The following is a 23080-nucleotide window of genomic DNA, read 5'->3' on the forward strand; positions in this document are numbered from 1 at the left end:
TCAATCTTACGATGTAATTGTTAAGATTTCTCAAATTCTTTATTTGATCTTAACAACTTTCGTATAAGATAGAAGGAATATGCCTTTTCATGAAAATCCGGGGGAAGTAAACGATGATTGCACAGATCAAGAGATATAGATTACGAAAAAAAATAAAAAACATCAAGAAGATCAGCCTCACGGCTTTACTCGGCGGTTTGGTCACTATTTCAGTTATAATGACATTGACCCTCATGGTCATCTCATCTTATACATCTCAGAAACAGTCACTCATTGATAACACCCTTTCGCTAAACTATGCCAGCGCTGTGCAAATGAGCCAAACGCTGGATTCGCTTTTTTATTCCATGCAGGAGAGCTTGAAATATGCAGCCAATTATTTCCCGGATATGGATCAGTCCAATACAAAAGAGTTGAATTCCACATTGGATTTGGTTCGCAATAGCAGTAATTTTTTTAATTCCGTTTCCTTGGTAGATAAAGCGGGAGTAATCAAGTCTACCTCACCCTACTCACAGGCTAGTGTAGGTCACCATGTTAGTTCCCATGCAGCAAAAGAAGCGGTTAAATTGAGGACTTCGTATATCTCCGAAGCGTACCAGACACCCAGAACGAAACGCAGAATTGTATTTGTCAGTGAACCGATCTTTGATTCGGCAGGGGAGTACCAAGGAACAATCGGTGGAAATATCTTTCTGCAGGAAAATAATATATTGAGTCTGTCTTTTGGCAGTCAGCTCAAGACAAGTAATGGTTCCTACTTTTTTATTGTGGATAAGAAGGGCACTTTGTTATTTCACCCAAACACCAACCGAATTGGTGAAAATGTCAGTAAAAATGAAGTGGTGCAAAAGCTGCTAGTAAACAAGCACGGTAAAGAACAATACAAAAATCTGGCAGGTGTGGATTCGCTTGCAGGTTATTACAAAGTTCCATCAACAGACTGGGGTGTCGTAATCGTGTCTCCAACCCAAACGGTGTACGATCAGTTGAATCATCATATCCGTATGTTGTTGCTGTACACCTCAGTTCCTTTCCTGATCCTGACCCTTATTGTGGTTCGGGTTGCACGCAAGCTGGCCAGTCCTTTTGCTATGCTGGCTGATTTGGTGAATCAGGTCGATAAGGGACAAGTGGATCTACCGGTGATGAAACCTCACTGGAATAGAGAGGCAGACCTTCTAACAAGAGCAGTTGTTGGCGCATTGGCGAACTTTAGGAAACAGACAAACCAGCTTGTCTATGATGCCAGAACAGATGTTTTAACAGGTATGAACAATCGCAGAACCTTCGAAGAAGTTATTCAGGAATGGATTCAGGATGAGGCGCCATTCTCCATTATTGTTCTGGATATCGACCGCTTCAAGTCCATTAATGATACATTCGGTCATCATGCTGGGGATGAAGTGTTGAAACACATTGCCAATATCATTCAATTGTCTGTTCGACCAGAAGATGTCTGCGCACGGTTTGGTGGAGAGGAATTTGTAGTCTTGTTAAGAAATTCCGAGTCTAACGTAGCTTTTGAGATTGCTGAACGTATCCGAATAACGGTCGAAGAAAGCGTATTGCCTATAGATCGTTCCGTCACCATCTCGGCTGGAATTGCTGAATATCCGAAACACTCCACAACATCCACAGAACTGTTTCACTTGGCGGATAATGCACTGTATCAAGCGAAGGAAGAGGGGCGTAACCGTACGGTTACGATCCAAACGGTTATTAAATAAGCAAGCAAAGAAGCTGTTCCCTAAAAACTAGGAACAGCTTCTTTTGTGTTTTATACCTCTTGTGAGGATCTGGCCAGAACCTCATTTGTATACGTTTCTCCCCAATCTCGCATGCTGAAGATGATCGGCCGTAACGTTTCACCAAATGGTGTGAGGGAATACTCCACTTTAGGTGGGATCTGGGGGTATATTTCACGATGAACAATTCCGCTGCCTTCCAACTCTCGAAGTTGCAGGGTGAGCATACGCTGGGTAATGTCAGGAAACAATTTTCGGATCTCGTTAAATCTCAAAGGACCGGAGAATAAATGATACAAAATGGCACCTTTCCATTTGCCTCCGATCACGCTGAGGGTAACTTCTACGGAACAGCCGTATGGCGCGGGACATGGCTTGGTTGCGTCCTTTTTCATTATAGTACACCTCCACTTTAAGGGTGATTTTCTATGGTATCTATTTGGGTGGTTACATTACATAAAGTACGTATAGTTCATGAAAGAGCATATCATTTATGATGCAGATTATAAACCCTAATTATAGTCGAAGGCAGATGTGTTGATGTCTATAATAAAAAAAAAAGAGCCCCGGTTTCGTCTTGCGAAACATTGAGGCTCCATGTGATGAATTTTGTACATTATATCAGGGCATCGAGGGAATATGCACCGGCTCCAGCGAGAGCAACACCAAGTAATGATCCGATCATCACAAGGTTATATTCGAATCCTCCGTTCAGATTCCATAGACCTTTATCGGCATGTACCTTGGCTATGGCTACAATCATCGGAAGAATGAGCAGAACGGCACCAACGATAATCCATAGACCGACTCCAAACAGGAACCCACCGATCAGTTCAGCAAGTCCGGCACACACTGACAAGGGTCTAGCGGGTTTCAGGCCAATCGCTCCGAAGAATTCAGCCGTCCCTGATATACCCTCGCCTCCAAACCAGCCAAACAGTTTCTTACATGCATGTCCAATCATAATGAAACCAATCACGAGACGAATGATAAGTAGACCTGTGTCCAACATGAGATTAGTTCCTCTTCTCTGGATGTATAAAATAAGATGATGAGCGTATTTACGCTACTTTAGTGATGATAGAATGGAGTCACATAGAGCCATCGTTGTAATATTATCCTTGGCGCTGGAATATGGGACGGTCTGATTCTGGCAACAATTGATGAAGTGCACCATTTCACCAACAAACCCGCGTAGATAAAGGTCGCGATAAGCTCCTGACATGGGAGATCCGGAAGGTGTATATACAGTATCTTGCTCCTCGAGAGATTTCCAGGGAAGGTTGGTCGAGCTTCGGGATTGATGAACAGTAAGTGTGTTGATTTCTTCAGATGACGCAAATCCGTTGTCAAAGGTGACGAGTACACTTTCACTCTCCCGTGACCAAGCGCTCATGCCGGTAAAATAAGCACTGCCTACTACGTTATTCTCAAACACAAGGGAAATGCTTTGATTAATGTGTTCCCCATCCTTCACGGTTGTGCCTGTAACCCGTATTACTTCTCCGAATAAGTAACGCATCAGATCGACCGTATGTATGGCAGCGAGCTTCATGAATTGTTCCTCATCTTTGCAAAATGGGGTACTGTCTACAGCGAATTTCATCTGGAATGAACGTACTTTACCTAGCGAACCACTATCAATGAGCTCCTTGAGCTTCATATATACCGGAGCATAACGTTTCATAAAACCGACCATGACAATGACGCCAGCCTGCTCGGCAGCTTCTGCTACAGCGGCGGCTTCCGCTGCATTCCATCCGAGCGGCTTATCCACGTATACATTCTTACCAGCCCGAATGCATTCAAGGACAAGAGCGGTCTGATCTACAGGCTGTGCGACCACAACGACACCGTCACAAGTTTCCTGCTGTAACATAAGCCCAGCGTTATCATACGCTTTTCCGTTGCTGCCAAATCGCAGCAGAGCTGCTTCAGAGCGTTCCATACTGCGTGTGGCAATGGCCTGGATCTGCGCTCCGGCTTCAACAACAGAAGGGTAAATATTTGTGGATGCATGAAACCCGGCACCGATAAAGCACAGATGGGTTGTTTTCAAGGTGGATCTCTCCTTCATTTTTGCATTCGTATGGATGGTATATTTGTTTAATGTTACGATAGGGTGTTTGAAGTTAAGAAAAAAGGACATATGTCCTATTCTTGAATGAATAAAAAAGAAGTTGCATTTTTATTTTGGAGCATGTATACTCTGAATTACGGTAAAACAAGGAATTGCTTCACCGGAACGCTTTTCATCGATGGATGAGGAGATACATATTATGCGGTCGTGGCGGAATTGGCAGACGCGCACGGTTCAGGTCCGTGTGGGCTAACCCCCCGTGGAGGTTCGAGTCCTCTCGACCGCATCTAACAAAAAAGGTTCGTGAGTTGCTCTAGGGCAATCCACGAACCTTTTTTTATTTTGTGGATCATTCGTGTGAAGCCTACATTTTGCTACCAGCATGCTAATGCTAATGTTGCCGCTGGCGCAGAATGACTGCCATGATGATTCCGGCAATGGCTCCTGCAATACCAAATAGCGTAACACTGGCAACCACTTCAACCGACTGGAGACGAAACAAAAAAGCGATACCACTGCCAAAAGTGGTTCCAGCGAGAAATCCGAGCGAAATTCCTAATTCTTTGGTTAATTTCATTGCTTCACCTACTTGGAAATGTGAGATATGGATTTGCAAATATTGGGTACAGGCAGTAAAGTGTGATCAGGAAAATCATCACATTTTATTTCCTTTTTTATCTTGTGGTTTTAACCCGTTAATTATGCATGATATCTCATATGGGAGGGTAAGAGCGAATGAATATGAACGAACGAATTACAGCATGGAATGAGGAAGCACAACAGTGTGCTTGCGGTCATCAACACCGGGTGGTGGATATGCTGATTCATCTGGAAGCTGGGGCCATTCAGAGGTTACCGGGTTATTTGTCTGAGCAAGGATATCGTCAGGTGACGGTTGTTTATGATCGACATACGTTTCTGGCCGCTGGATCTGATGTGCTGAGCAGTATTCGGGAAGCGGGAATGGATGTGGATGAGATCGCTCTACCGGAGAAACGTACGGGTGATATCATTGCGGATGAAGCAGCTATTGTACAGGTCATGTTGGGTGTGAAACTGGAAAGTCAGGCTGTAATTGCGGTGGGTTCAGGTACCATTCATGATCTAGTGAGATTTGTTTGTTCCAAAATGAACAAGCCCTTTCTGTCGATACCGACAGCGGCTTCAGTGGATGGGTTTACCTCTGCGGGTGCACCCTTAATTGTAAGCGGCGTCAAACAAACATTTCAGGCGGTTCCGCCGGAGGCTATCTTTGCCGACCTGGATATTCTGGAGCAAGCTCCCCAAGTGATGACAGCTGCCGGATTCGGAGATATGCTTGGTAAATATACTTCACTTGCAGACTGGATTGTTTCTCGTGAACTGGGCGGAGAACCGTTCTGTCCAGTTGCTTATCGGATGACAGAAGAAGCGTTGAATACCTGCATAGATCATGTACAAGCTATTGCGGAGGGGCGAGCAGAGGGAGTAGCTGTATTAATGGATGCATTAATTGTTTCCGGTATCTCCATGCTGATCATTGACCATTCCCGTCCGGCATCCGGAGGTGAGCATCATCTGTCTCACATCTTGGAGATGGATCTGATGCAAGCGGGAGAAAGACCGGTTTTGCATGGTGCCAAAGTTGGCGTAGCTTGTGCATTACTTACGGTAAAATATAAAGAACTTGCACAGACATCGGGTGAACCGGTGTTTGGGATATATGACCAATTGCCGGAGGCTTCTCAGCTCATCGCATGGTTGGAACAAGTAGGTGGACCTGTGACTACTGAGCAACTCGGTGTAACCCCGGAGATGGTGGAACATGCGTTCAACACAGCGCATACGCTTCGTCCTCGATATACGGGGTTGAGATATATCAATGAAGTGTTGAACACGAAGTTAGGATGACCTTTTAGTGAGAATGGTCATGATGAAATGCATAAACTTAGCTTGTAGCGGGCTGTGATGGCTCTCCTTGGGAGCAAAAGGCGAAAAAGGGTAGGTTACCTGACACTTCTGATGGAATAGCCAGAACAGTGCTTCAAGTCCGAGAGAGAAGGTATGCATTTCATTTTAAAAAGGCTCTGGCCTCCTAAGAGGAGGTCAGAGCCTTTTGGCTGTTCGCTTATTTAGTTGTTGCGACGATCTTTCAAGATGACATCTGCGAACAAAATAGTTTTCGGGATACGGAAAAATTGCTCCGCTTGTTCCTGAAACGCAGCAGAAGGCAGTGTTCCCTGATGCAGCCATTTGCGGAAAGTGCCGGGATGAACCCCGATCCAGTGGCTGACATCTGTCACCGACAAATCATGGACCATACACAAGCCTGTCAAAATACGGTTACTAACCGGAGAACGGGTCACCGTACGCTTCATGAAGCGGGATGACTCGGGTTGACATATGACAGGGCTATTACGCACAACTTCTTCATTGAAGAGAATATGACGCGGGTAGCCGAGTAATTGGCAAGTCTTGTCCAAATTGGTACTGCCGGGTATCCGTCCTTCATATACCCACGCACTGACACTGCGTGAAGAGATGGAGAGGTCTTCAGCAAGCTGGGACAATTTGATATCATTGGCCATCAGCACGGCAAGAAGAACCCGATTGCGGATTTGACAGCGTGTCGGTTTTCGGAATCGTTTAACACGGACGCCTTTTCCCAAGTATTTACGGTTGATCAGAGACCACGCCTGGATGGAATGTTGTTCTGGTTGATTAGGCATATTTCCTCCGATTTTTTTTAACCAAATACTACAATAAACAACGGGGTACTTTCAAGTGCCGGGTTTACCGGTTATAAATGCGTCAATGCGTCAATTCATGATAAAGAGGGAACTACGAACTAGACCATGCGCAATTCACATCCTAGTATATTCCTAGATTACAATGTTTCACTAAAAATGAGGGGAGAAATTGAACAGGAATAAAAATAATATAGTTCTAATTACTTATTATTAGGTCTAAAGAACTTTTATCTGTTTTTTGTTGATATGATGCGGTTTATTTCCCTGAATTCCCCAAAAGCATGTGATTTTCGTTCTTCTGTTATGAAGAGGATGTGCACAAATCTGAAATGATAAATCCGCATGTTCAGCATGACATGTGACCTGTCAAATCTCTTACTTTTACATATATTGTATGATACTCAAGTGTAAGGGAGAGGTGAGGGACGTGAATCTATCTGTGAATACCTTTGCTGCCATCTCGGGAGCATTTGTTACGTTTGCTTTTGGCGGATGGGATCAGTTACTGAGCCTGCTCGCGGTCGCGATGGCTGTGGATTATATAACAGGTTTGGCAGCGGCGGTAAGAACAGGTACCGGGTTGAATAGCAACATTGGATTCTGGGGGATTGCTCGCAAAGGGCTCATGCTGACCGTTGTTTTGCTTGCTCATCGAATTGATCTGATCATGGGAACCGATTTTATCAAAGGCGGAGCTATTTATTTCTATCTGGTGAATGAACTCATTTCAATTACCGAGAATTATGCCAAAATCGGTCTTCCATTGCCTGCAAAGCTCAGACAGGCCATTGCAGTGTTGAAGAAACAGGAAGATCAGGAGTATCTGATGAATCGTGAATGGGCCAAACCGCAGCAAACTCCAGACAACATCAAGCAGCAGGCTGAAACAGGACAAACTTTGGAGGATGACTCAGCAAAACAGACGGAGGATGGATCGCAAAAGAAATCCGAATCGAAAGGAAACGGTTCGGATTAGTTTTTCTTATCAAGAGAACGTTTCCAAGTATCCTTTCGTAATAGAGAACGTTATGATATATTTTGGATACATGAAAATTCATTCATTTCTACTATTATATTAAACGAGGTGCTTGCCCAGATGATAAAACATATTGTCCTGTTCAAAATGAAAGATCGCTCAGCAGAAAGTATTGAAGCTGCAGCCCAGGTGCTTCGCAATCTGGAAGGTAAAATTGATGTTCTGGTTTCACTTGAAATTGGGATTGATGTGCTTCGCTCGGAGAGATCGTTCGACATTTCACTCACGGCGGAGTTTGCGTCACTGGAAGATCTTCAGGCGTATCAGGTACACCCGCTTCATCAGGAAGTTATCAAGTACATGAACGAAGTCAGAGAACAGTCAATTGCAGTGGACTACGAAATCTGATCTGTCATTTAAACTACGTTGAGATAAAGGGGACTCTGCATGAGCGATTTAAGAGACGTTATGGAATTTCTATATATTTTTGTTGTGTTTCTAATCGCTTGTCCTGTGATGGTATTCTGGCTTAAGCGAAGAGGGAAACGGAACCGATAACTCACTGAACGGGAAGTGAACGAATGTATTATGTGAACAGAGAACAGATTGCCCGCCGGCTTGCTGCTGTACCGGAAGTAGCTGAAGGACTTCGTGGGGCAGCAGAGGCTTGGGATGGCGGTCTCATGCTGGGGATGGTACAGGAACGTTGTCTTCACCTGGCGATCGAAATTGTTACCGATGTGGGAAGTTATCTGATAGACGGCTTCATCATGAGAGATGCGAGCAGTTATGATGATATTATTCAGATTAATTATGAAGAAAAGGTTTTTGATCATTCGACCTATGAGATATTGCGTCAGCTTGTCACGTTACGCAAACCACTGGTGCAGGATTATTACAGTTGGGAGCGGTCTGAGCTTCATCCGCTTAGCGTAGAGTTGCCGAGTATACTTGAACATTTTACTACTCAGGTTAGCGCCTACGTGGAAACAGAACTTGGTCCTTTCAATACGGCACAGGCCGAGGGACAGCGTAAGGAATGAGGGAAATCGCATGACAAATGAATCAAAAGAATTTAATGAAGTAAATACTGAAAGTAACGAAACGAATGAAACACCTTCCGGATTCCATCCGGTGTATATGGTTGAACTCTTGTTCCGGGAACGTCCAGAGGTGGATCGCCTGCGTTTGCAGGAATCGATGATTCGTCATACAGGACAAGTCCGACTGGATGTGAAACAAGGGAGTGGAGAGCAAGAGCATGAGATGCTTGTCTTCTATCATCTGGACCATAAGGTATCCTTCCAGGAAGGAAATATCCCTGCGCAGACCTGTATGCTCCCTGTGAATAAAATTGCAGATCGTGCACGCTTTGGCGGGGCTCTGCAGCAAGCATGGCATTGGCCGGAAGTGGGACAAGTTGTAGAAGCTTCACGTTACTCCATCCGGATACATGATATGTTCACGGCTGCTATGCCTCGTAAACAGCGCTTGGAGCTGTTTCAGAAGACTGTACTGGCAATCATGGAGAGTGTCACCTGTGACGCGCTGTATTGGTATGGCAGTGATAAGCTGGTTGAACCGGAAGCATATACGCAAGCTCAGGAACGTGAGGAACATCTGTATGCAGCCATGAACGTTCGAATGTATCAAGCCGGAGGTACAGAGGAACAACGCGGGTTGGTCATGGATACCGTGGGATTATCTGCGCTGGGTGTACCTGATGTCCAGTGTCACTTCGTCGGTCTTGATCCAGATACGGTGGCTCAGACCTTACTGGGTGCAGCGTATTACATATTTGATCAGGGGGATGTTCTGCAAGATGGACAGACGCTGGGTTCTTCAGGTGGACGTCGCTGGCGTTGTGAACATCAGGCGGCATTGATTGCACCGGGACGATATGTGATTGATTTGGACCCGGGGGATGAGCATGCCGCGGCTGATCTCGAGCCGGCTCGTCAGAATTGAGTTTAAGCCAAGTCATCTGCATCCATTCAAAAAGAGCGTTCAGATTATTTTTAACATCTGGAGTGTCAAGTCAAGCCTGTGCTGCTTATAATGCATCAACAGAGTAGGCATTCGCCCGGATGGCTGAGCGACAGACCGTTGCTTCTAGTCCGGTACTTAAACAATAGTAAAGGGAGAGATGTGACGTGAAGGATTCTAACAAAAGTTTGTTGTGGGGAGCTCTAATTGGCTCCGTGGTTGGCTCAGTAACGGCATTATTGCTGGCGCCGAAATCGGGACGTGAACTTCGTCAGGATATTACAGAAGGTGCTCGTCAGGTATCGGAGAAAGGTCAGGAACTGGCTGGTATCGTGGGAGAACAAAGTTCGCAGATCGTATCCAAAGTTAAAGAGACCGCAGATGTCGTGATTCAGGATATTCAATCCTGGCGCAATTGCGCTGAAGGGAAAGAAATTCGCATATCGGCAGCCATTGTTGATAACGATATCGATAAAGCAGTGGATGAACCCGGAATTGACATCGTAGCGAAGCTTCCTGCGGATGAGTCCAAGGACGACAACTAAGCAAAGCTTGATAAGCAGGCTTTCCTCTATTAGAGGAGAGCCTGCTTTGTTGCGTGTCCACACATAGATGACGTAGCGCGTGGATTTAATTTGAACCCTGCGATGAAATCGGGTAAGATGTAGGTACCTTTTTGCCGGAATGTTCATACGGTAGGAAGAAAGCTTTGAGAAACAATCGTTTTGAGAACCAATTCAATGAAGAAGGAAGCGGTGTGTTCGTGCAGCAAGCAATCGCTATATTAGACTCCGGTGTGGGGGGATTGACCGTCGCCAAGGAAGTGATGCGTCAGCTCCCGCGGGAAAAGATCATTTATTTTGGGGATACTGCCCGGACACCGTACGGACCCCGTTCGTCCGAACAAGTAAAACAATTTACGGAACAAATCGTTGATTTCTTGATCCAATTCGATCCGAAGGTTATCGTTATCGCCTGTAACACAGCAACAGCAGCCGCGCTGGAGTATATCCGTGCCAAGGTGAATGTGCCTGTCATTGGTGTTATACATCCAGGTGCGCGGGCCGCAATCACAGCGACACGTACAGGACGTATTGGTGTGATTGGTACCACGGGTACCATAGGTAGTGGGGCTTATACATCGGCACTCAAACAGTTGTCCCCCTATATTGATGTGGTCAGTCAGGCTTGTCCGGCGCTGGTGCCGTTGGTGGAACAAGGTGAATTTCGTTCCGAGCACACGACACATACGGTGGAACAATCATTGGGCGAGATTAAACAACAGCCAATCGATTGTCTTATTCTGGGTTGTACGCATTATCCCTTTCTCATGGACACGATTCAGGAAGTTATGGGGCAGGAAGTGAAGTTAATCAGTTCAGCAGATGAAACGGCACGTGAAATCAGTACGATTTTATATGATAAACGAAAGCTGGCCAGTGGGGATGAGACTCCGGTGCATCAATTTTTCTGCACGGGTGACCCGCGAATGTTCCAGAATATCACCCGTCGATGGTTGGGGGAGCAGATCTCCAAGACCCCTGTTGTCTGGCAGGTAACGCAATTATCATAGTTATACTCAAAATATGCATGAATAAGACTTTTAATTAATGTATTTTGGTTGTGGACGATCCCGGAACTGTGAAGTTCCGGGATTTTTTGTCGTCATTATGCATTAACCGGAGAGAAACATGATTCATGTCACATGACGGACAACCTGACCTGCATACATATGTTACAGACACGAAATCGGTCAGAACTGGACAGGAGAACTGTCTTTTCCTGTGGAAAGGAGAACAACATGGATCTGCAGTGGATTATCGTTCAGCGGGGAGATACATTGCCGCGAATTGCGTCAGCACATCATATGACCAAAGAGTTTCTTGCTGCACTGAACCCGGAAGTAGCTGCCCAGCCATACTTGCTGGCGGGTCAGATGCTGCGTATTGTCCCCGGGACAGGTCGCAGATACGCTGTACCACCTGGAGAAAGTGTAGGGGAGATTGCAGGCAGATTTGGTCTGGACGAAGAGGTATTGCGCCAGGCCAATCCCGAAATCACCAATGTAACCGACTGGGTTGGTCGCTGTATTCATATTCCGGCTTCGAATGGAAAAACTATTGTGAAGATTCAGGGAGAGTATGGTTATCGAGAATTAATCAGGGATATAGACAAGCTGGAGAATCAATACCCGTTTATCGAGACGGGGTCCATTGGAACAAGTGTCATGGGGAAGTCGCTGCCTTATTTGCGTATTGGGCAAGGGTCCAGACATATCCATGTTAACGCTTCCGTTCATGCTAATGAGTGGTTGACAACTGCAGTTCTGATGAAGTTTATCGAGGAGTATGCCGAGGCGTATAGTGCGCATAGGACATGGCATCAATACCAGACTGAACGCTGGATGCAAGAGACGACACTCTGGGCCGTGCCTATGGTTAATCCGGACGGGGTCGAACTGGTTCAGGAAGGTGTGGTCAATCAGCATCCACATGCACAGCAGTTGTTGGCCTGGAATGCCGACAGATCACATTTTACCCATTGGAAGGCCAACATCAGAGGGGTGGATCTGAATGATCAATTTCCAGCCCATTGGGATGAAGAGGCAGCGAGAAGAGGTGTGACCTCACCTGGCCCCAGGGATTATGCAGGGACAGCGCCATTGACAGAACCGGAGGCACAGGCCCTTGCGCAGTGGACGCAGCAACATACATTTGATGCGGTTGTATCCCTGCATAGTCAGGGACAGGAGATCTATTGGAACTACCGTGATCTGGAACCTAGAGAGAGTGGACCGTTGTCGCGTAGACTCGCCAAAGCTTCCGGCTACAAGGCGGTGAAGCTCGGTGGCAGTGATGCCGGATACAAGGACTGGTTTATTCAAGATTTCGGTAGACCGGGCTTCACGGTAGAAGTTGGATTAGGTGTTAATCCGCTTCCCGTAGAACAGTTTGATGATATTTGTATAGAAGTGGGAATGTTGCTGGCTGAACTGTTATCCAATGGACAATGAGGCAAGACCCCGAATTATGATGGTGTGAAACTTAACAGTAGATCATTCGTATAACAGGAACGGACGCTATGAGCGACGTTCCGTTTTTATTATTTTTTATAATGACATTCTACGTCATTCGTTCTGAAATTTTTTGAACGGGTAATGATGGATGTGCCGTTTCGGCGACATATATTATTTTACGGAGGGATTCAAATGAAGTGGAGAAGACTGCTATCGTTCAAACGATGGACACAAGTTTTCAAAAGGCTCCCCCGGCTGCTCCGGGCTCCGCAGATTCCTTTGGGAGAAAAGTTGTTGTTTATTATTCCGGCGCTGTTATACTGGGTACTTCCTGACGTCATGCCGTTTATGCCCATCGATGATATCGGGGTCACTTTGATTCTGATGAACTGGTTTGTAAGCCGGGCAGAACGTAAATATCCTGTGCTTCAGGAGGGGACACCTTCTTAATTTGCAGCCCGATGGATCATTTTAACATTGAATTCGCATCAATGTTATTGCGAAGAGCGGTAACTTTCTTTACAATAGATGCTGTAGTTTAAGAATGCTGAAATTGTTGAAACCTGCAATTACAATATAGGAGATGAAGAGAATGAACTGCAAAATTACGCGTAATGCTGCTAAAGTATTGAAGCTTGAATTGGACAAGCCGGAGAACGAAGGAAAAAAACTGCGCGTTGTCATCACACATGCACATGGTGACCATGCTCACTACGGGCTTGATCTCGACACACCAAAAGAAAATGATACGGTTGTATCTACGGATAAAGAGATTGATGTCATTCTCGCGAATGATCAGCCTTTGTTGAACGGTGTTAAAATTGATTACCTCTACTTCCCGGAAGAGGGATTTGTTATTACGAATCCGTCCCAAGGTAATCACGGCGACCACTAAGGGCGCGAAGAAGGGGAACTCATGGCTAACGATATCCGCGTATGCGAAAAGTGTAATCATGTCCGACTGAAATCGATTGTACCCAAGTTGCAAAAAATGGCTCCAGACACGGAGATCAAGATTGGGTGCAAATCCTATTGCGGTCCTTGCGCGAAACGTGCGTTTGTCTTTATCAACGGTCGGTACATCAGTGCGCCGACAGAAGAAGAAGTGCTCGCCAAAGTCGCAAAGTTCGTGAAGTAACAGGATATAACAAGGTGAGTGGAGAAAACTGTCCACACATCAGAAAGGAGGGGCTGCGTGCCTCTCCTTTTTTTGCGTTTGGGTAGCAGTGAAAGGATGTGTTACTCCATAGCACCTTTGACCATTTCAGTAATTTGGAAGGAATCTTCTCGAATTTCAATGGCAATGACCGTATTATCCTTTTTCAGAAAATGTACATGCCCCAGTCGTTCTTCCTCCAATTCGACCCAACCTGTATCCGCTAACTTCTGAAAATAATCCATTGGTGGGTAGAGTCCTTGTTCACCCCCAATATGTTTCAGTTCATACTTAGCCCCTTTTTTAAGGTTGGGATCATCCGAATAAGTTATGTTTTCAATAAGCTTTGCATTAGTTGGAACAGGAATGTCTGGGTTCATGGATGACCCTGTATATCCTTCTATCTCATATGTTGCTGGAGCGCAGCCTTGCACCCAAATGAGGAAGGGCAACATGCAGAGTGTCAATATTATTTTCTTCAAATGAATTCCTCCTGATTCGGCATGATTATCTAATAAACGTAGCCAAATCAACTAAAGTTACGATAAAAACACAAAAGAAGAATAAGGAAGGCTTGTGTTATCCATCCTAAAGGGGTAACAGGAACATGATAATCCCAAGGAGGAATACTCATGCCGAAGCGTTATGATTCCAGTTTGCAAGCAGATACCACCGTATCTCAGGCGCAAAATGCGGTGAACAAGCTTCATTATGCTGTATCTCAGGCCATGTCTCATCCGACGGCACAGACCATTGTACAGGCGGAACGTCGTCTGGCACACACGGAGCAGGCGATGCGACAAGCAGAGCTTTCACTCGGAGGGCAAGGTGTTGAGTTGGCAGGGGAAATGTTCATCGAGGAGAAGAGAAGATTGAATTCAATCCAGAGTCAGCACGGTCAAGGGAATTTATAACGTTCCTGTCACATCAGAACCCGCAGGGCAGCAATGCTTTGCGGGTTTTTCATATCATTTGCAAAGACTCTGGGTCCATGGGTTTACTCCGACAGTATGTCGAATGGTCGCTTAAAATTCTGTGAGAAGGTTAATAGAACAAGAGCGGGCAAAATTCCATACGGGAGGTACAGAATGACAAAACATATTACAGATTGTACGATTCTGAACAACGGAGTAACGATGCCATGGCTAGGATTTGGAACATATAAAGCAAAAGGTAAGGAAGTACAACAGGCGGTTGAGACCGCTTTGGAGGTTGGATATCGCAGTATTGATACCGCGTCCATCTATGGAAATGAAGAAGAAGTGGGACAAGCTATTGCAAGCAGTGGTGTTGCCCGTAACGAACTGTTTGTGACGACCAAGCTTTGGAACGAGGATCAGGGATTTGATTCAACGTTGAGAGCATTTGAAGCTAGTCAGAAGGCACTTGGACTGAATGTAATTGATCTTTACTTAATTCACTGGCCTGGCAGAGACCAGTATAAGGAGACGTGGAGAGCATTCGAACGTCTATATAGCGAAGGAAGCATCCGTGCGATTGGTGTGAGTAACTTTCAAGTACATCATTTGCAAGATATCATAGATGAGGGCGGAACGGTGCCTGCGGTAAATCAGGTAGAGCTGCATCCGGGTCTGATCCAGCAGGAACTTCAAGATTTCTGTGGGGCGCAGGGAATTCAACTGGAGGCTTGGAGCCCGATCATGAAAGGCAAGCTGAACCAAGAGTCCACCCTCAAAGCGCTGGCCCAGAAATATGGGAAAACGCCAGCACAGATTATTCTGCGTTGGGACATTCAGAATCAGATTGTGACGATTCCGAAGTCCGTTACCCCGGAGCGTATTCGTGAGAATGCGGACATCTTTGACTTTGAATTGACACCGGATGAGTTGAGACAAATTGATGCACTGGATTCGGATAAGCGGACGGGTCCACATCCAGATCAACTGTTCTGGGATTAAGTGGGTGGCGCTAATTGAATATAAGTGTTTGATGAACTACTTGTGTTTGTTCCGGTTACGGATCGTTCTTTGTGGTTTAAGATGTAAGCATAATCGGTCACGCTAAGACACTACTTGTGCAGAACAATCTTTCGATCGCCGTTATCCCCGAATTTTTTTGAAATTCCCTGTATCAAGGGGAAAATCCGGTGATAAATGCGAGCGCTCCGCTTCTCCAGCTTTTTTCTGCCACTCCGTTATCGTGAAAATTATAAATCCATCTTTAGATTTGGTGGGTAATTAAGAAGCATATAAAAAAAGCAGCAGGATCGGGAAATATCCCCTGATCCTGCTGCTTTGTGTGTGTGACTTGGCTTAATTTTTTTTCGGGACTTCGCAACCGTCATCTGTGCAGACTCCGCTGCCGTCTGTTTCTGTTGTGTTGGATTCAACCATTGTGAATGGGGAACGCTCGTCCCATGCTTTTTGAATGGCATCCAGGAACACCTCGTCAGGCTGAGCGCCCGATACAGCGAACTTGCGGTCGAATACGAAAAAAGGTACACCACGGATACCGAGTTGCTCGCCTTCTGCTTGGTCAGCGCGGACATTGTCGGTGAATTGATCACTGGACAGCACTGCCGTAGCTGCATTTCGATCCAAGCCGACTTCTTCTGCTAACTGAGCCAACACTTCAGGGTCGCCGGAGTGTTTACCTTCAATGAACACAGCTTGGAATATCCGTTCACTCAGTTCAAGCGCTTTGCCTTGTGTATCCGCCCAGTGTGTCAAGCGGTGAGCTGAGAAGGAGTTCGTAGGGATCATGGCATCGATATTGTATTCCAGTCCTGCCGTACGAGCATTGGCATTCATCTGGGCATTCATACCTTTGGCCTGTTCCACGCTCATATTATATTTGGCAGCCAGATATTCCGAATTGGTTTTGCCTGGGTTCAATGCTGCGTTTGGATCAAGCTCGAAGCTTTTGAATTGCAGCTTCACTTCATCACGGTGTGGAAACTGTTCCAGTACATTCTCCAGGCGGCGTTTACCGATATAACAGAAAGGGCACAGAAAATCAGACCATATCTCAATATTCATTTTATTATAACCTCCATCATCCTTTTAGTTGAAACCAATATGGTTACAATTATAAAGCCACTTTCTATAATTCGCAAGGAGATTACTTTTTATCCCGATATGCCTTGGACCAATGGTACGGTTGGATCTCATCCAGTCTCTTGAAGACCAGTTGACCAGAAGGGTCGTATACGGCAGCTTTGACTTCTTCGCCCCAGTAAAATAATCGTTCCTGGCATACACCGCAAGGTGTAAGGACCTTAAATTCTGAATGCTCGTCATCACGAGCGATACAGAGGGAGTGGGTGACACGTTCGTTCAATTTGTGAGCTTCCAGATAAGCCCCTGTTTCCATACATAGATGTGTGGCATCGTTGATGACCTCTGGCGCTACGCTAATCAGTAGGGAACCGGCTTCAGTATAGACGGCACCTGCGCCACCCCATCCCTGAGGATAACGTTGCTTCACAAATTCTGCGGCTGCATCGAACAATTTCTGTTCCATATTAAGTGGTTCAGTGTGTAATGTCATGTAATACAAGTTCCCCTTTTTAAATGCAAATACAAATTCAATTCATTTCGTGTATTGTTTAGTTTGTCATTACGATATTAATCATTGAGATGTTGCTGCTCCACTGTCTTCCTCTCGAAAGCGCTGAATCAAATCATAGGTAATCACGGTGTCCGAGACATGTAATCGCTTGGCTGCTTCATCATGACCTGGACGGCAAGCATTGATATCTGTTTTGTCACGTGTTGACAGGTCATAACAAGCGCCATTCTCGTAGATATAATCATCCGATGGAATATAAAATTCAGAACCATCCGAGAATGCGCCATTACGCAGCACAACCGTACGTGCAGACCCGTCATATACGTCGTTGCCCATATGATAATAGGACTGGTCGGACACGCCGAGCAGATGCAATACGGATGGCGTGATGTCCAGTTGTCCCGAAGGTTCGTCGATGGTTCCGGCATCTGCTCCGTCCGGTAAATGCACGAGCAGGGGAACCTCGTTCATGATTTGTGCCATATCCAGTTCGTTCAGCGAACGTCCCAGGAACTGTTCGTATTGTGATTGTTCCTTGATCGAGTTGTCGTGGTCTCCGTAGAACATAAAAATGGTATTTTCCCATAATCCCCGATTTTTCAGATCCTCCACCATCTTGCCAAGCGCCGAATCCACGTAATGAACGGATTGCAGATAATCACCGAACATCGTTCCCTGGAACTCGCCTACATCCAGTTGCTGCTTCTCTTTTGGCAGGGCGTATGGGTGGTGACTGCTGAGTGTAATGAGGAAGGAATAGAACGGTTCGGTCACCTCACTACTCATTTTCTCAACGGATTGCCGGAAAAAGGATTCATCAGACAGGGACCAGCCAAGCGGGTCATCCTGTGCAAAATCATTTTTACTATAAAACTTGTCGTACTTCATGTTCTGATACATCGTATACCGATTCCAGAAGCCACTCTCATAAGCGTGAAATACGTTGGTGCTGTACCCGTTGTCCTTCAGAATGGAAGGAAGGGAATCATACGTATGGTCTGCATATCGTACAAAGGCTGATCCAACCGGAAGTGGATGTAGGGAAATATTTGCGCCAAAATCGGCATCTGACGTTCTGCCCTGACCGGTCTGGTGATAAAAGTGACTATAATACTGACTTTCCTTCATCAGTTCATTAAAATGGGGCGTGATCTCCTGACCGCCAATGCTCTGGCCAATCATGAAGTTCATAAAAGCCTCACCCTGGACAATGATCACATTGCTGTCTTTATATTTGCCAAACAAGGCATCATTCTGCGGGGCAGTTCCTTGTCTTTCAGCGAAGAATGCCTTTGCTTGCTCAACATCAGCGGGTTCAGCCTGCGGCCCGGAGCCGATGTGGTCTTTGGCATAGTTGTACAGATCATAACCGTGAAAAGCGAGCAGTCCGGTCACATTGTACATGGATACATTCCACCAGTTGTTATCAAACAGGCCTTTGGCCCATGTTTTGCTATAAAAATAAATCGGGCCGACGGCGAGGCCAAGTCCCAGCACAAGGGCAATGCTGCCAGCCGTGAGACGGCGGCGCAACCGTGCCTTGACATCGTTATACGAATAACTCCCGTAACCAGTAATAGACGTGCTGGAGTGCTTCGAACGGTAACGTCTGCTGAACAGTACGATAGCTGCGAACGGAATGACGACAAGCCAGTCGGCAAAGAACCAGAGATCGCTTGTGTAGATCAATGTGGCGATGCTGTCACCCAATGCGTCAACTTGTCTTGCCTGCAACAATACCGGGATGGTCAAGAAATCCTGGAAATAGCGATAATACACCATATCGGCGTAGATTAGTGCGGTAAGCAGCATGTTAAGGACGGCGAGAGACACGATCATGCCTCTACGTGGCAGCAACCAGGTCCAGAAGGACAAGAGTAGTAAAGATCCAATGGCAATGACTTTATCCAGCAGTCCCATCGTAATGTTATAAGCGTGAAGATTGTGATGGAGCCACATGAGTTTGAGCAGCATAAGTGCTAGAAAAATAAGATATAACATTAATGGATGATTTAGAAGCCCGCGTGGCATGGAACTGCGCGTAGGCCGAGTGACAACCATATGTATGTCCCCCTTGCTTTTTGTTGTTTTGTTATCGGAATGTAAAATAGGGCTCCATTCATTATAGCGTGGCCTCATGTGTTTTCAACTATGCCTCAGAAGAATTGATTTCTGCTGAAGCGAAGAGCGAAGTCGGTGAATTCTTATGACCAGAAAAGCGCATAAAAAAAGTGCGCCGGCCATGAATGGCAGGAGCACTTTAGATTCGAAATAATTATGAAGATTGTGGTGCTTTATTTCGTGGGGGCAGTGGGCCCAAATACTGATAGTACTGGGTTTCAATTCGTCCGTTAAACAACTTGCGACGTTTGTCTGCCTTATGACCGAAATACTCCTCGAAAGCTTTGGTCGACGTAATTGCAAAAAAGGACCATGTTGGCATGTCGAGGTAACTGCGCCCTAATGAGCGGAGCAACTTCTGAACTTCTTTTTCTTCACTCAAACGTTCACCATATGGGGGATTGGTAATGATGACACCATATTCACCCTGTGGTCTTGCGCGATGAGCGGGCAGGACGCTGACTTCAATATCTTTGGCGAAGCCAGCACTTTTAATCGCTGCCATAGCAACTTCAATCGCTTCAGGATCAATATCGCTACCTGAAATCTGTAACGGGACATCGTCACGTACAGCATCGAATGCTTCTTCGCGCGCCTGTTCCCACAATTCTTCAGGAATGACAGCCCAGTCCTCGGAGTTGAAGGTACGACGAAGTCCTGGTGCAATGTTCCAGCCGATCATAGCGGCTTCGATCAGCATTGTGCCTGATCCACAGCATGGGTCATAGAATGGACGGGATACATTCCAGCGACTGAGCTGAATAAGAGCGGCAGCAAGTGTTTCTTTGAGTGGTGCTTCGGTGACGAGTTTACGATACCCCCGTTTATGCAGACCTGGTCCCGTTGTATCTAAAGTAAGCAGGGCGCGATCGTTCAGCAGAATAACCTCAATCACATAACGAGATCCATCCTCTGGGAACCACTCTGTGTCATAAGTCAGCTTCAGTTTCTCTACGATTGCTTTTTTCACGATTCCTTGTGATGCAGGCACACTGCTTAACTGGGATTTTTGAGAGCGACCCTCTACAGGGAATTCGCCGTCGGCTGGAATCCACTCTTCCCAAGGCAGTGCTTTGGTGCCTTCAAACAATTCGTCGAAAGTTGTGGCAGGGAATTCACCCATTTTCACCAATACGCGATCCGAACTTCTCAGCCACAGATTACAACGGCATATATCAATATAATCTCCTGTAAAGAAAACCCGGCCGTTGTCGATCGTAACATCTTCATACCCCAGTTGCTTCAGTTCCCGGGCAACAACAGCCTCGAGTCCCATCGCCGAGGTTGCAATCAATTGCAATTGAGCCATGTGATTCATTTCAACTCCATTTCAAGCTGGAGAAGGGAGATCCTTCTCTCTGCTGTATAGTAACGGTGCGGCCTTGCCGCTTTCCGTGAAAAAACTTACAATGAGAAATGCGGTGAACGTATGCACTCCTCTTTCGAGGTGATGCATCAGTCAACCGCCTGTGTTGATAACAAACATTTATTATAGAACATTGGCATCCATATGGAAAGCAGTCCAAGTGTCCAAGGAGGATTTTAGTGGTGAATCTGACCCCTGATGAATATGTAAATCAATTATTTCAAGAGGATGACCTTTTGCTGAAAGTGAAAGAGGCCATCCGTTCGAACGACATGCCTGAGGTTTCGGTTGCGGCGGCATATGGACGATTGCTCACGTTTCTAGCGAAGACATCCAAAGCAGAAGCTGCGCTCGAAATCGGCGTGCTGGGCGGTTACAGTGGGATCTGCATTGCACGAGGTTTGCGTGAGAATGGAACCCTGACTTCGCTGGAACTGAAAGAGGAATATGCGGCAATGGCGCGTGGTCATCTGGAAGAAGGCGGTTTTGGCGAAAAGGTAGAGTATCGCATTGGCCCGGCGGCAGACAGCCTAGAGCAATTGGAGCAGGAAGGTCGCACATTCGATTTTTTCTTTATTGATGCAGACAAGGAGAATTATCCGGTATATCTTGACTATGCCATTAAGCTGGCCCGGCCAGGTGCGGTCATTGTAGGTGATAATTGTTTCCTGCGTGGTCGTACGCTGAATCCGGACAAGCAGGGCCCGGCCGTGCTTGCTGTTCGCCGTTTCAATGAACAGATGGCAAGTGACCCGCGTCTGGTGACGACGATGTTGCCGGATTACGATGGGCTGGTACTTGCCTGGGTGAAGTGAAAGTGAAAATTTCCTAAAGATAAATAAAACTCCGACGGAACACGATCTCACCTTTTATGTTTGTGAGGGGGATCGTGATTCTGTACGGAGTTTTCTAAAAACACACAAAGAAAGAGATGACAACATTTTGAATGATCAAAAATGTGTCGTCTCTTTCTTTGTATTTACAGATATCGTTGTAGTCGTTCTATTTATACTTCAGGTGTTCCGTACGTTTCAAACCATTTTTTGATGGTGTCAAAATCATCACTGAAGGACAAGCCCAGCATCAATAATACACGAGCTTGTTGTGGACTCAGGTTGTCGCCTGCAATGATACCTTTGCCACCGCCGTACACACTTCCTGAACCCGTCCGAGTGGTGGTCACAAAGATAACACCTTCTTCAATGGCTTTGGTACGAGCTTGTCCCATAGCTCTGGAGATACCGCCAGCTCCAGTACCGGAAGTCACGATTCCTTTGGCACCACTGCTCACGAATCCTTCGATGGCTCCGCCGCCAGCTTCTTGATATGAGATCGCAATTTCTACTTTGGCCAGATCTGCCTTTGTGATTTTACTTAGATCAAATACGGGCTTTGCTGTGCCTTCAGGTTTCAAGGCACGTGCAGGAGCGCGGTAGATTCGGATGTTTTCTTCATCAATATATCCTACAGCGCCGAGCATCGGCGTTTCAAACGTATCTGTCCGATAATCATTTGTCTTGGTTACACCGCGAGCAAGCTGGATTGTGTCATTCAACATGAGCACTGTGCCAAATGAAGTGGTACGACCACTACCTGCAAGTTTGATTGCGTTGTACAGATTGGCTTGAGCGTCAGAACCGATGACAGTCCATGGCCGCATGGAGCCTGTGATCACGACCGGTTTGTCACTCTGAACAGTCATATCGAGGAAATAAGCGATTTCTTCCATTGTATCTGTACCCGTGGTAACGACAACACTGTCGTACGTTGCAAGAGCTTTGTCTACCGTCTGCGACAAGTCATAGAGGTCGGCCATGCTATAGGAACCTGAACCTGAGTTTCCGAATTGGAGCGTGCTAACATCAGCAATCTTCTGTTTATCCGGTAAGGCGTCTACCATCTCTCCAATCGGAAGTGTACCTGCCTTGTAATTCTGGAAGCTGGTGGCATCCTCGGATTGACCGGCAATCGTTCCGCCAGTTCCGATCACCAATACATTAGGAAGTGCAGATTGTTTGGAAGAGTCTGGTATTGCAGGAATGGAAGTATTGCGAGCCGGAGTAGTGGTTGCTGTCTGAACAGCGCCTGTTGTGCCTTTCACCTCTACCGTAGCTGCGTGCGCAGCGTAGGTTCCAATGGGGGACAACGAGATGGTTAGTGCTGTTAAAGCTGCGGTACTCCATACGGCCCAGGGACGAAGATTGGATGTTTTACTCATGAATAGCACTCTCCTTCAAGTAAATGTGATGTTAAGTTTGTTAAGAAGAATATGTATACCATTTCAAATTGATTGTATTTCATGTTAAGTAATATGACAAACATAGATAATGGTAGAGTAATCGGTTACATTAGTAGATAATGAGAGTAAAAT

General features: G+C 46.0%; 25 protein-coding genes, 1 tRNA gene and 1 pseudogene. 16 read left to right on the top strand and 11 right to left on the bottom strand.

Going from position 1 to position 23080, the window contains the following annotated elements; genetic code table 11:
- The first annotated feature begins 113 nt into the window (after positions 1-113).
- A complete protein-coding gene (locus tag QNO02_RS09765) occupies positions 114-1730 on the top strand; it encodes a sensor domain-containing diguanylate cyclase (protein ID WP_133384216.1) in 1617 nt (538 codons plus the stop codon).
- Between the two features lie 50 nt (positions 1731-1780).
- Here the strand turns inward: QNO02_RS09765 and QNO02_RS09770 are convergent, their stop codons facing one another.
- The 3 genes from QNO02_RS09770 to QNO02_RS09780 all read right to left on the bottom strand — a co-directional run bounded on the left by QNO02_RS09770 (position 1781) and on the right by QNO02_RS09780 (position 3807).
- Positions 1781-2143, bottom strand: a complete 363-nt coding sequence (locus QNO02_RS09770; protein WP_091032309.1) for a winged helix-turn-helix transcriptional regulator — start codon at positions 2141-2143, stop codon at positions 1781-1783.
- Between the two features lie 221 nt (positions 2144-2364).
- Positions 2365-2760, bottom strand: coding sequence for a DoxX family protein (locus QNO02_RS09775; RefSeq protein WP_249911185.1), 396 nt, complete (start codon positions 2758-2760; stop codon positions 2365-2367).
- Positions 2761-2814: 54 nt separating this feature from the next.
- A complete protein-coding gene (locus QNO02_RS09780; RefSeq protein WP_289391902.1) occupies positions 2815-3807 on the bottom strand; it encodes a Gfo/Idh/MocA family protein in 993 nt (330 codons plus the stop codon).
- A 222-nt stretch (positions 3808-4029) separates the two neighbouring features.
- On the opposite strand from QNO02_RS09780, the gene QNO02_RS09785 reads away from it, so the two are divergent.
- Positions 4030-4114: transfer RNA gene (locus QNO02_RS09785), tRNA-Leu, on the top strand.
- 105 nt (positions 4115-4219) lie between these two features.
- On the opposite strand, the gene QNO02_RS09790 is transcribed toward QNO02_RS09785, so the two are convergent.
- Entirely contained in the window at positions 4220-4405 is a 186-nt protein-coding gene (locus tag QNO02_RS09790) for a hypothetical protein (protein WP_076209053.1), read from the bottom strand.
- Between the two features lie 158 nt (positions 4406-4563).
- Here QNO02_RS09790 and QNO02_RS09795 point away from each other — a divergent pair, with 158 nt between their 5' ends.
- Positions 4564-5718 carry a sn-glycerol-1-phosphate dehydrogenase gene (locus tag QNO02_RS09795; RefSeq protein WP_289391903.1) on the top strand — a complete coding sequence of 385 codons (1155 nt, stop codon included), beginning with the start codon at positions 4564-4566 and terminating at the stop codon, positions 5716-5718.
- Between the two features lie 221 nt (positions 5719-5939).
- Here QNO02_RS09795 and QNO02_RS09800 read toward each other — a convergent pair whose 3' ends face one another.
- Complete coding sequence (locus QNO02_RS09800) at positions 5940-6536, bottom strand: helix-turn-helix domain-containing protein (RefSeq protein WP_017689431.1); 597 nt, start codon at positions 6534-6536, stop codon at positions 5940-5942.
- 415 nt (positions 6537-6951) lie between these two features.
- Between QNO02_RS09800 and QNO02_RS09805 the strand changes: the two are divergent.
- The 10 genes and pseudogenes from QNO02_RS09805 to QNO02_RS09850 form a co-directional block, all read left to right on the top strand.
- Positions 6952-7368: pseudogene (locus tag QNO02_RS09805) on the top strand (phage holin family protein); the annotation flags it as partial.
- Between the two features lie 285 nt (positions 7369-7653).
- The gene (locus tag QNO02_RS09810) at positions 7654-7941 is read left to right on the top strand and encodes a Dabb family protein (protein WP_017689429.1); all 288 of its coding nucleotides are present in this window, start codon (positions 7654-7656) and stop codon (positions 7939-7941) included.
- A gap of 173 nt (positions 7942-8114) precedes the next feature.
- Positions 8115-8576 (top strand): DUF86 domain-containing protein, encoded by a 462-nt coding sequence (locus QNO02_RS09815; RefSeq protein ID WP_091032295.1) that lies wholly within the window; start codon positions 8115-8117, stop codon positions 8574-8576.
- 10 nt (positions 8577-8586) lie between these two features.
- Positions 8587-9501: a DUF4261 domain-containing protein gene (locus QNO02_RS09820; protein ID WP_091032291.1), complete on the top strand. Its 915-nt coding sequence runs from the start codon at positions 8587-8589 to the stop codon at positions 9499-9501.
- A gap of 185 nt (positions 9502-9686) precedes the next feature.
- On the top strand, positions 9687-10064 hold the full coding sequence (locus tag QNO02_RS09825; protein ID WP_091032288.1) for a YtxH domain-containing protein: 378 nt from the start codon (positions 9687-9689) through the stop codon (positions 10062-10064).
- Between the two features lie 218 nt (positions 10065-10282).
- Entirely contained in the window at positions 10283-11092 is an 810-nt protein-coding gene (racE, locus tag QNO02_RS09830) for a glutamate racemase (RefSeq protein WP_076209504.1), read from the top strand.
- Between the two features lie 228 nt (positions 11093-11320).
- Complete coding sequence (locus tag QNO02_RS09835) at positions 11321-12532, top strand: M14 family metallopeptidase (protein WP_371129047.1); 1212 nt, start codon at positions 11321-11323, stop codon at positions 12530-12532.
- Positions 12533-12727: 195 nt separating this feature from the next.
- Positions 12728-12985: a hypothetical protein gene (locus QNO02_RS09840; RefSeq protein ID WP_036670081.1), complete on the top strand. Its 258-nt coding sequence runs from the start codon at positions 12728-12730 to the stop codon at positions 12983-12985.
- A 142-nt stretch (positions 12986-13127) separates the two neighbouring features.
- Positions 13128-13430 (top strand): heme biosynthesis protein HemY, encoded by a 303-nt coding sequence (locus QNO02_RS09845; protein WP_036670085.1) that lies wholly within the window; start codon positions 13128-13130, stop codon positions 13428-13430.
- A gap of 21 nt (positions 13431-13451) precedes the next feature.
- Positions 13452-13673 (top strand): YuzB family protein, encoded by a 222-nt coding sequence (locus QNO02_RS09850; protein ID WP_017689421.1) that lies wholly within the window; start codon positions 13452-13454, stop codon positions 13671-13673.
- Between the two features lie 101 nt (positions 13674-13774).
- Here QNO02_RS09850 and QNO02_RS09855 read toward each other — a convergent pair whose 3' ends face one another.
- Positions 13775-14173: a hypothetical protein gene (locus tag QNO02_RS09855; RefSeq protein ID WP_289391904.1), complete on the bottom strand. Its 399-nt coding sequence runs from the start codon at positions 14171-14173 to the stop codon at positions 13775-13777.
- A 150-nt stretch (positions 14174-14323) separates the two neighbouring features.
- Between QNO02_RS09855 and QNO02_RS09860 the strand changes: the two genes are divergently transcribed.
- Positions 14324-14605 (top strand): hypothetical protein, encoded by a 282-nt coding sequence (locus tag QNO02_RS09860; protein WP_289391905.1) that lies wholly within the window; start codon positions 14324-14326, stop codon positions 14603-14605.
- A gap of 174 nt (positions 14606-14779) precedes the next feature.
- Entirely contained in the window at positions 14780-15610 is an 831-nt protein-coding gene (locus QNO02_RS09865) for an aldo/keto reductase (protein WP_036670089.1), read from the top strand.
- Between the two features lie 354 nt (positions 15611-15964).
- Here QNO02_RS09865 and QNO02_RS09870 read toward each other — a convergent pair whose 3' ends face one another.
- The 4 genes from QNO02_RS09870 to QNO02_RS09885 all read right to left on the bottom strand — a co-directional run bounded on the left by QNO02_RS09870 (position 15965) and on the right by QNO02_RS09885 (position 20652).
- Positions 15965-16690, bottom strand: a complete 726-nt coding sequence (locus tag QNO02_RS09870; protein ID WP_091032282.1) for a DsbA family oxidoreductase — start codon at positions 16688-16690, stop codon at positions 15965-15967.
- An 82-nt stretch (positions 16691-16772) separates the two neighbouring features.
- Entirely contained in the window at positions 16773-17201 is a 429-nt protein-coding gene (locus QNO02_RS09875; RefSeq protein WP_091032279.1) for a cytidine deaminase, read from the bottom strand.
- An 81-nt stretch (positions 17202-17282) separates the two neighbouring features.
- Positions 17283-19283: an LTA synthase family protein gene (locus tag QNO02_RS09880; protein ID WP_289391906.1), complete on the bottom strand. Its 2001-nt coding sequence runs from the start codon at positions 19281-19283 to the stop codon at positions 17283-17285.
- Between the two features lie 214 nt (positions 19284-19497).
- The gene (locus tag QNO02_RS09885; RefSeq protein ID WP_074094429.1) at positions 19498-20652 is read right to left on the bottom strand and encodes a THUMP domain-containing class I SAM-dependent RNA methyltransferase; all 1155 of its coding nucleotides are present in this window, start codon (positions 20650-20652) and stop codon (positions 19498-19500) included.
- A 239-nt stretch (positions 20653-20891) separates the two neighbouring features.
- Here QNO02_RS09885 and QNO02_RS09890 point away from each other — a divergent pair, with 239 nt between their 5' ends.
- Positions 20892-21524: an O-methyltransferase gene (locus QNO02_RS09890; RefSeq protein WP_133384223.1), complete on the top strand. Its 633-nt coding sequence runs from the start codon at positions 20892-20894 to the stop codon at positions 21522-21524.
- Positions 21525-21715: 191 nt separating this feature from the next.
- Here QNO02_RS09890 and QNO02_RS09895 read toward each other — a convergent pair whose 3' ends face one another.
- Positions 21716-22927, bottom strand: a complete 1212-nt coding sequence (locus tag QNO02_RS09895) for an asparaginase (protein WP_289391907.1) — start codon at positions 22925-22927, stop codon at positions 21716-21718.
- Positions 22928-23080: the final 153 nt, after the last annotated feature.

This window comes from Paenibacillus sp. PK1-4R, from assembly GCF_030369595.1.
Taxonomy (GTDB): domain Bacteria; phylum Bacillota; class Bacilli; order Paenibacillales; family Paenibacillaceae; genus Paenibacillus.

What these genes read in the sequence shown, in the direction of transcription:
- QNO02_RS09845 (WP_036670085.1), top strand. Translation starts at nt 13,128, where the DNA reads ATGAACTGCAAAATTACGCGTAATGCTGCTAAAGTATTGAAGCTTGAA.
- QNO02_RS09880 (WP_289391906.1), bottom strand. Translation starts at nt 19,283, where the DNA reads ATGGTTGTCACTCGGCCTACGCGCAGTTCCATGCCACGCGGGCTTCTA.
- QNO02_RS09775 (WP_249911185.1), bottom strand. Translation starts at nt 2,760, where the DNA reads ATGTTGGACACAGGTCTACTTATCATTCGTCTCGTGATTGGTTTCATT.
- QNO02_RS09790 (WP_076209053.1), bottom strand. Translation starts at nt 4,405, where the DNA reads ATGAAATTAACCAAAGAATTAGGAATTTCGCTCGGATTTCTCGCTGGA.
- QNO02_RS09860 (WP_289391905.1), top strand. Translation starts at nt 14,324, where the DNA reads ATGCCGAAGCGTTATGATTCCAGTTTGCAAGCAGATACCACCGTATCT.
- QNO02_RS09800 (WP_017689431.1), bottom strand. Translation starts at nt 6,536, where the DNA reads ATGCCTAATCAACCAGAACAACATTCCATCCAGGCGTGGTCTCTGATC.
- QNO02_RS09875 (WP_091032279.1), bottom strand. Translation starts at nt 17,201, where the DNA reads ATGACATTACACACTGAACCACTTAATATGGAACAGAAATTGTTCGAT.
- QNO02_RS09770 (WP_091032309.1), bottom strand. Translation starts at nt 2,143, where the DNA reads ATGAAAAAGGACGCAACCAAGCCATGTCCCGCGCCATACGGCTGTTCC.
- QNO02_RS09850 (WP_017689421.1), top strand. Translation starts at nt 13,452, where the DNA reads ATGGCTAACGATATCCGCGTATGCGAAAAGTGTAATCATGTCCGACTG.
- QNO02_RS09870 (WP_091032282.1), bottom strand. Translation starts at nt 16,690, where the DNA reads ATGAATATTGAGATATGGTCTGATTTTCTGTGCCCTTTCTGTTATATC.
- QNO02_RS09865 (WP_036670089.1), top strand. Translation starts at nt 14,780, where the DNA reads ATGACAAAACATATTACAGATTGTACGATTCTGAACAACGGAGTAACG.
- QNO02_RS09820 (WP_091032291.1), top strand. Translation starts at nt 8,587, where the DNA reads ATGACAAATGAATCAAAAGAATTTAATGAAGTAAATACTGAAAGTAAC.
- QNO02_RS09835 (WP_371129047.1), top strand. Translation starts at nt 11,321, where the DNA reads ATGGATCTGCAGTGGATTATCGTTCAGCGGGGAGATACATTGCCGCGA.
- QNO02_RS09795 (WP_289391903.1), top strand. Translation starts at nt 4,564, where the DNA reads ATGAATATGAACGAACGAATTACAGCATGGAATGAGGAAGCACAACAG.
- QNO02_RS09895 (WP_289391907.1), bottom strand. Translation starts at nt 22,927, where the DNA reads ATGAGTAAAACATCCAATCTTCGTCCCTGGGCCGTATGGAGTACCGCA.
- QNO02_RS09765 (WP_133384216.1), top strand. Translation starts at nt 114, where the DNA reads ATGATTGCACAGATCAAGAGATATAGATTACGAAAAAAAATAAAAAAC.
- QNO02_RS09840 (WP_036670081.1), top strand. Translation starts at nt 12,728, where the DNA reads ATGAAGTGGAGAAGACTGCTATCGTTCAAACGATGGACACAAGTTTTC.
- QNO02_RS09815 (WP_091032295.1), top strand. Translation starts at nt 8,115, where the DNA reads ATGTATTATGTGAACAGAGAACAGATTGCCCGCCGGCTTGCTGCTGTA.
- QNO02_RS09885 (WP_074094429.1), bottom strand. Translation starts at nt 20,652, where the DNA reads ATGGCTCAATTGCAATTGATTGCAACCTCGGCGATGGGACTCGAGGCT.
- QNO02_RS09810 (WP_017689429.1), top strand. Translation starts at nt 7,654, where the DNA reads ATGATAAAACATATTGTCCTGTTCAAAATGAAAGATCGCTCAGCAGAA.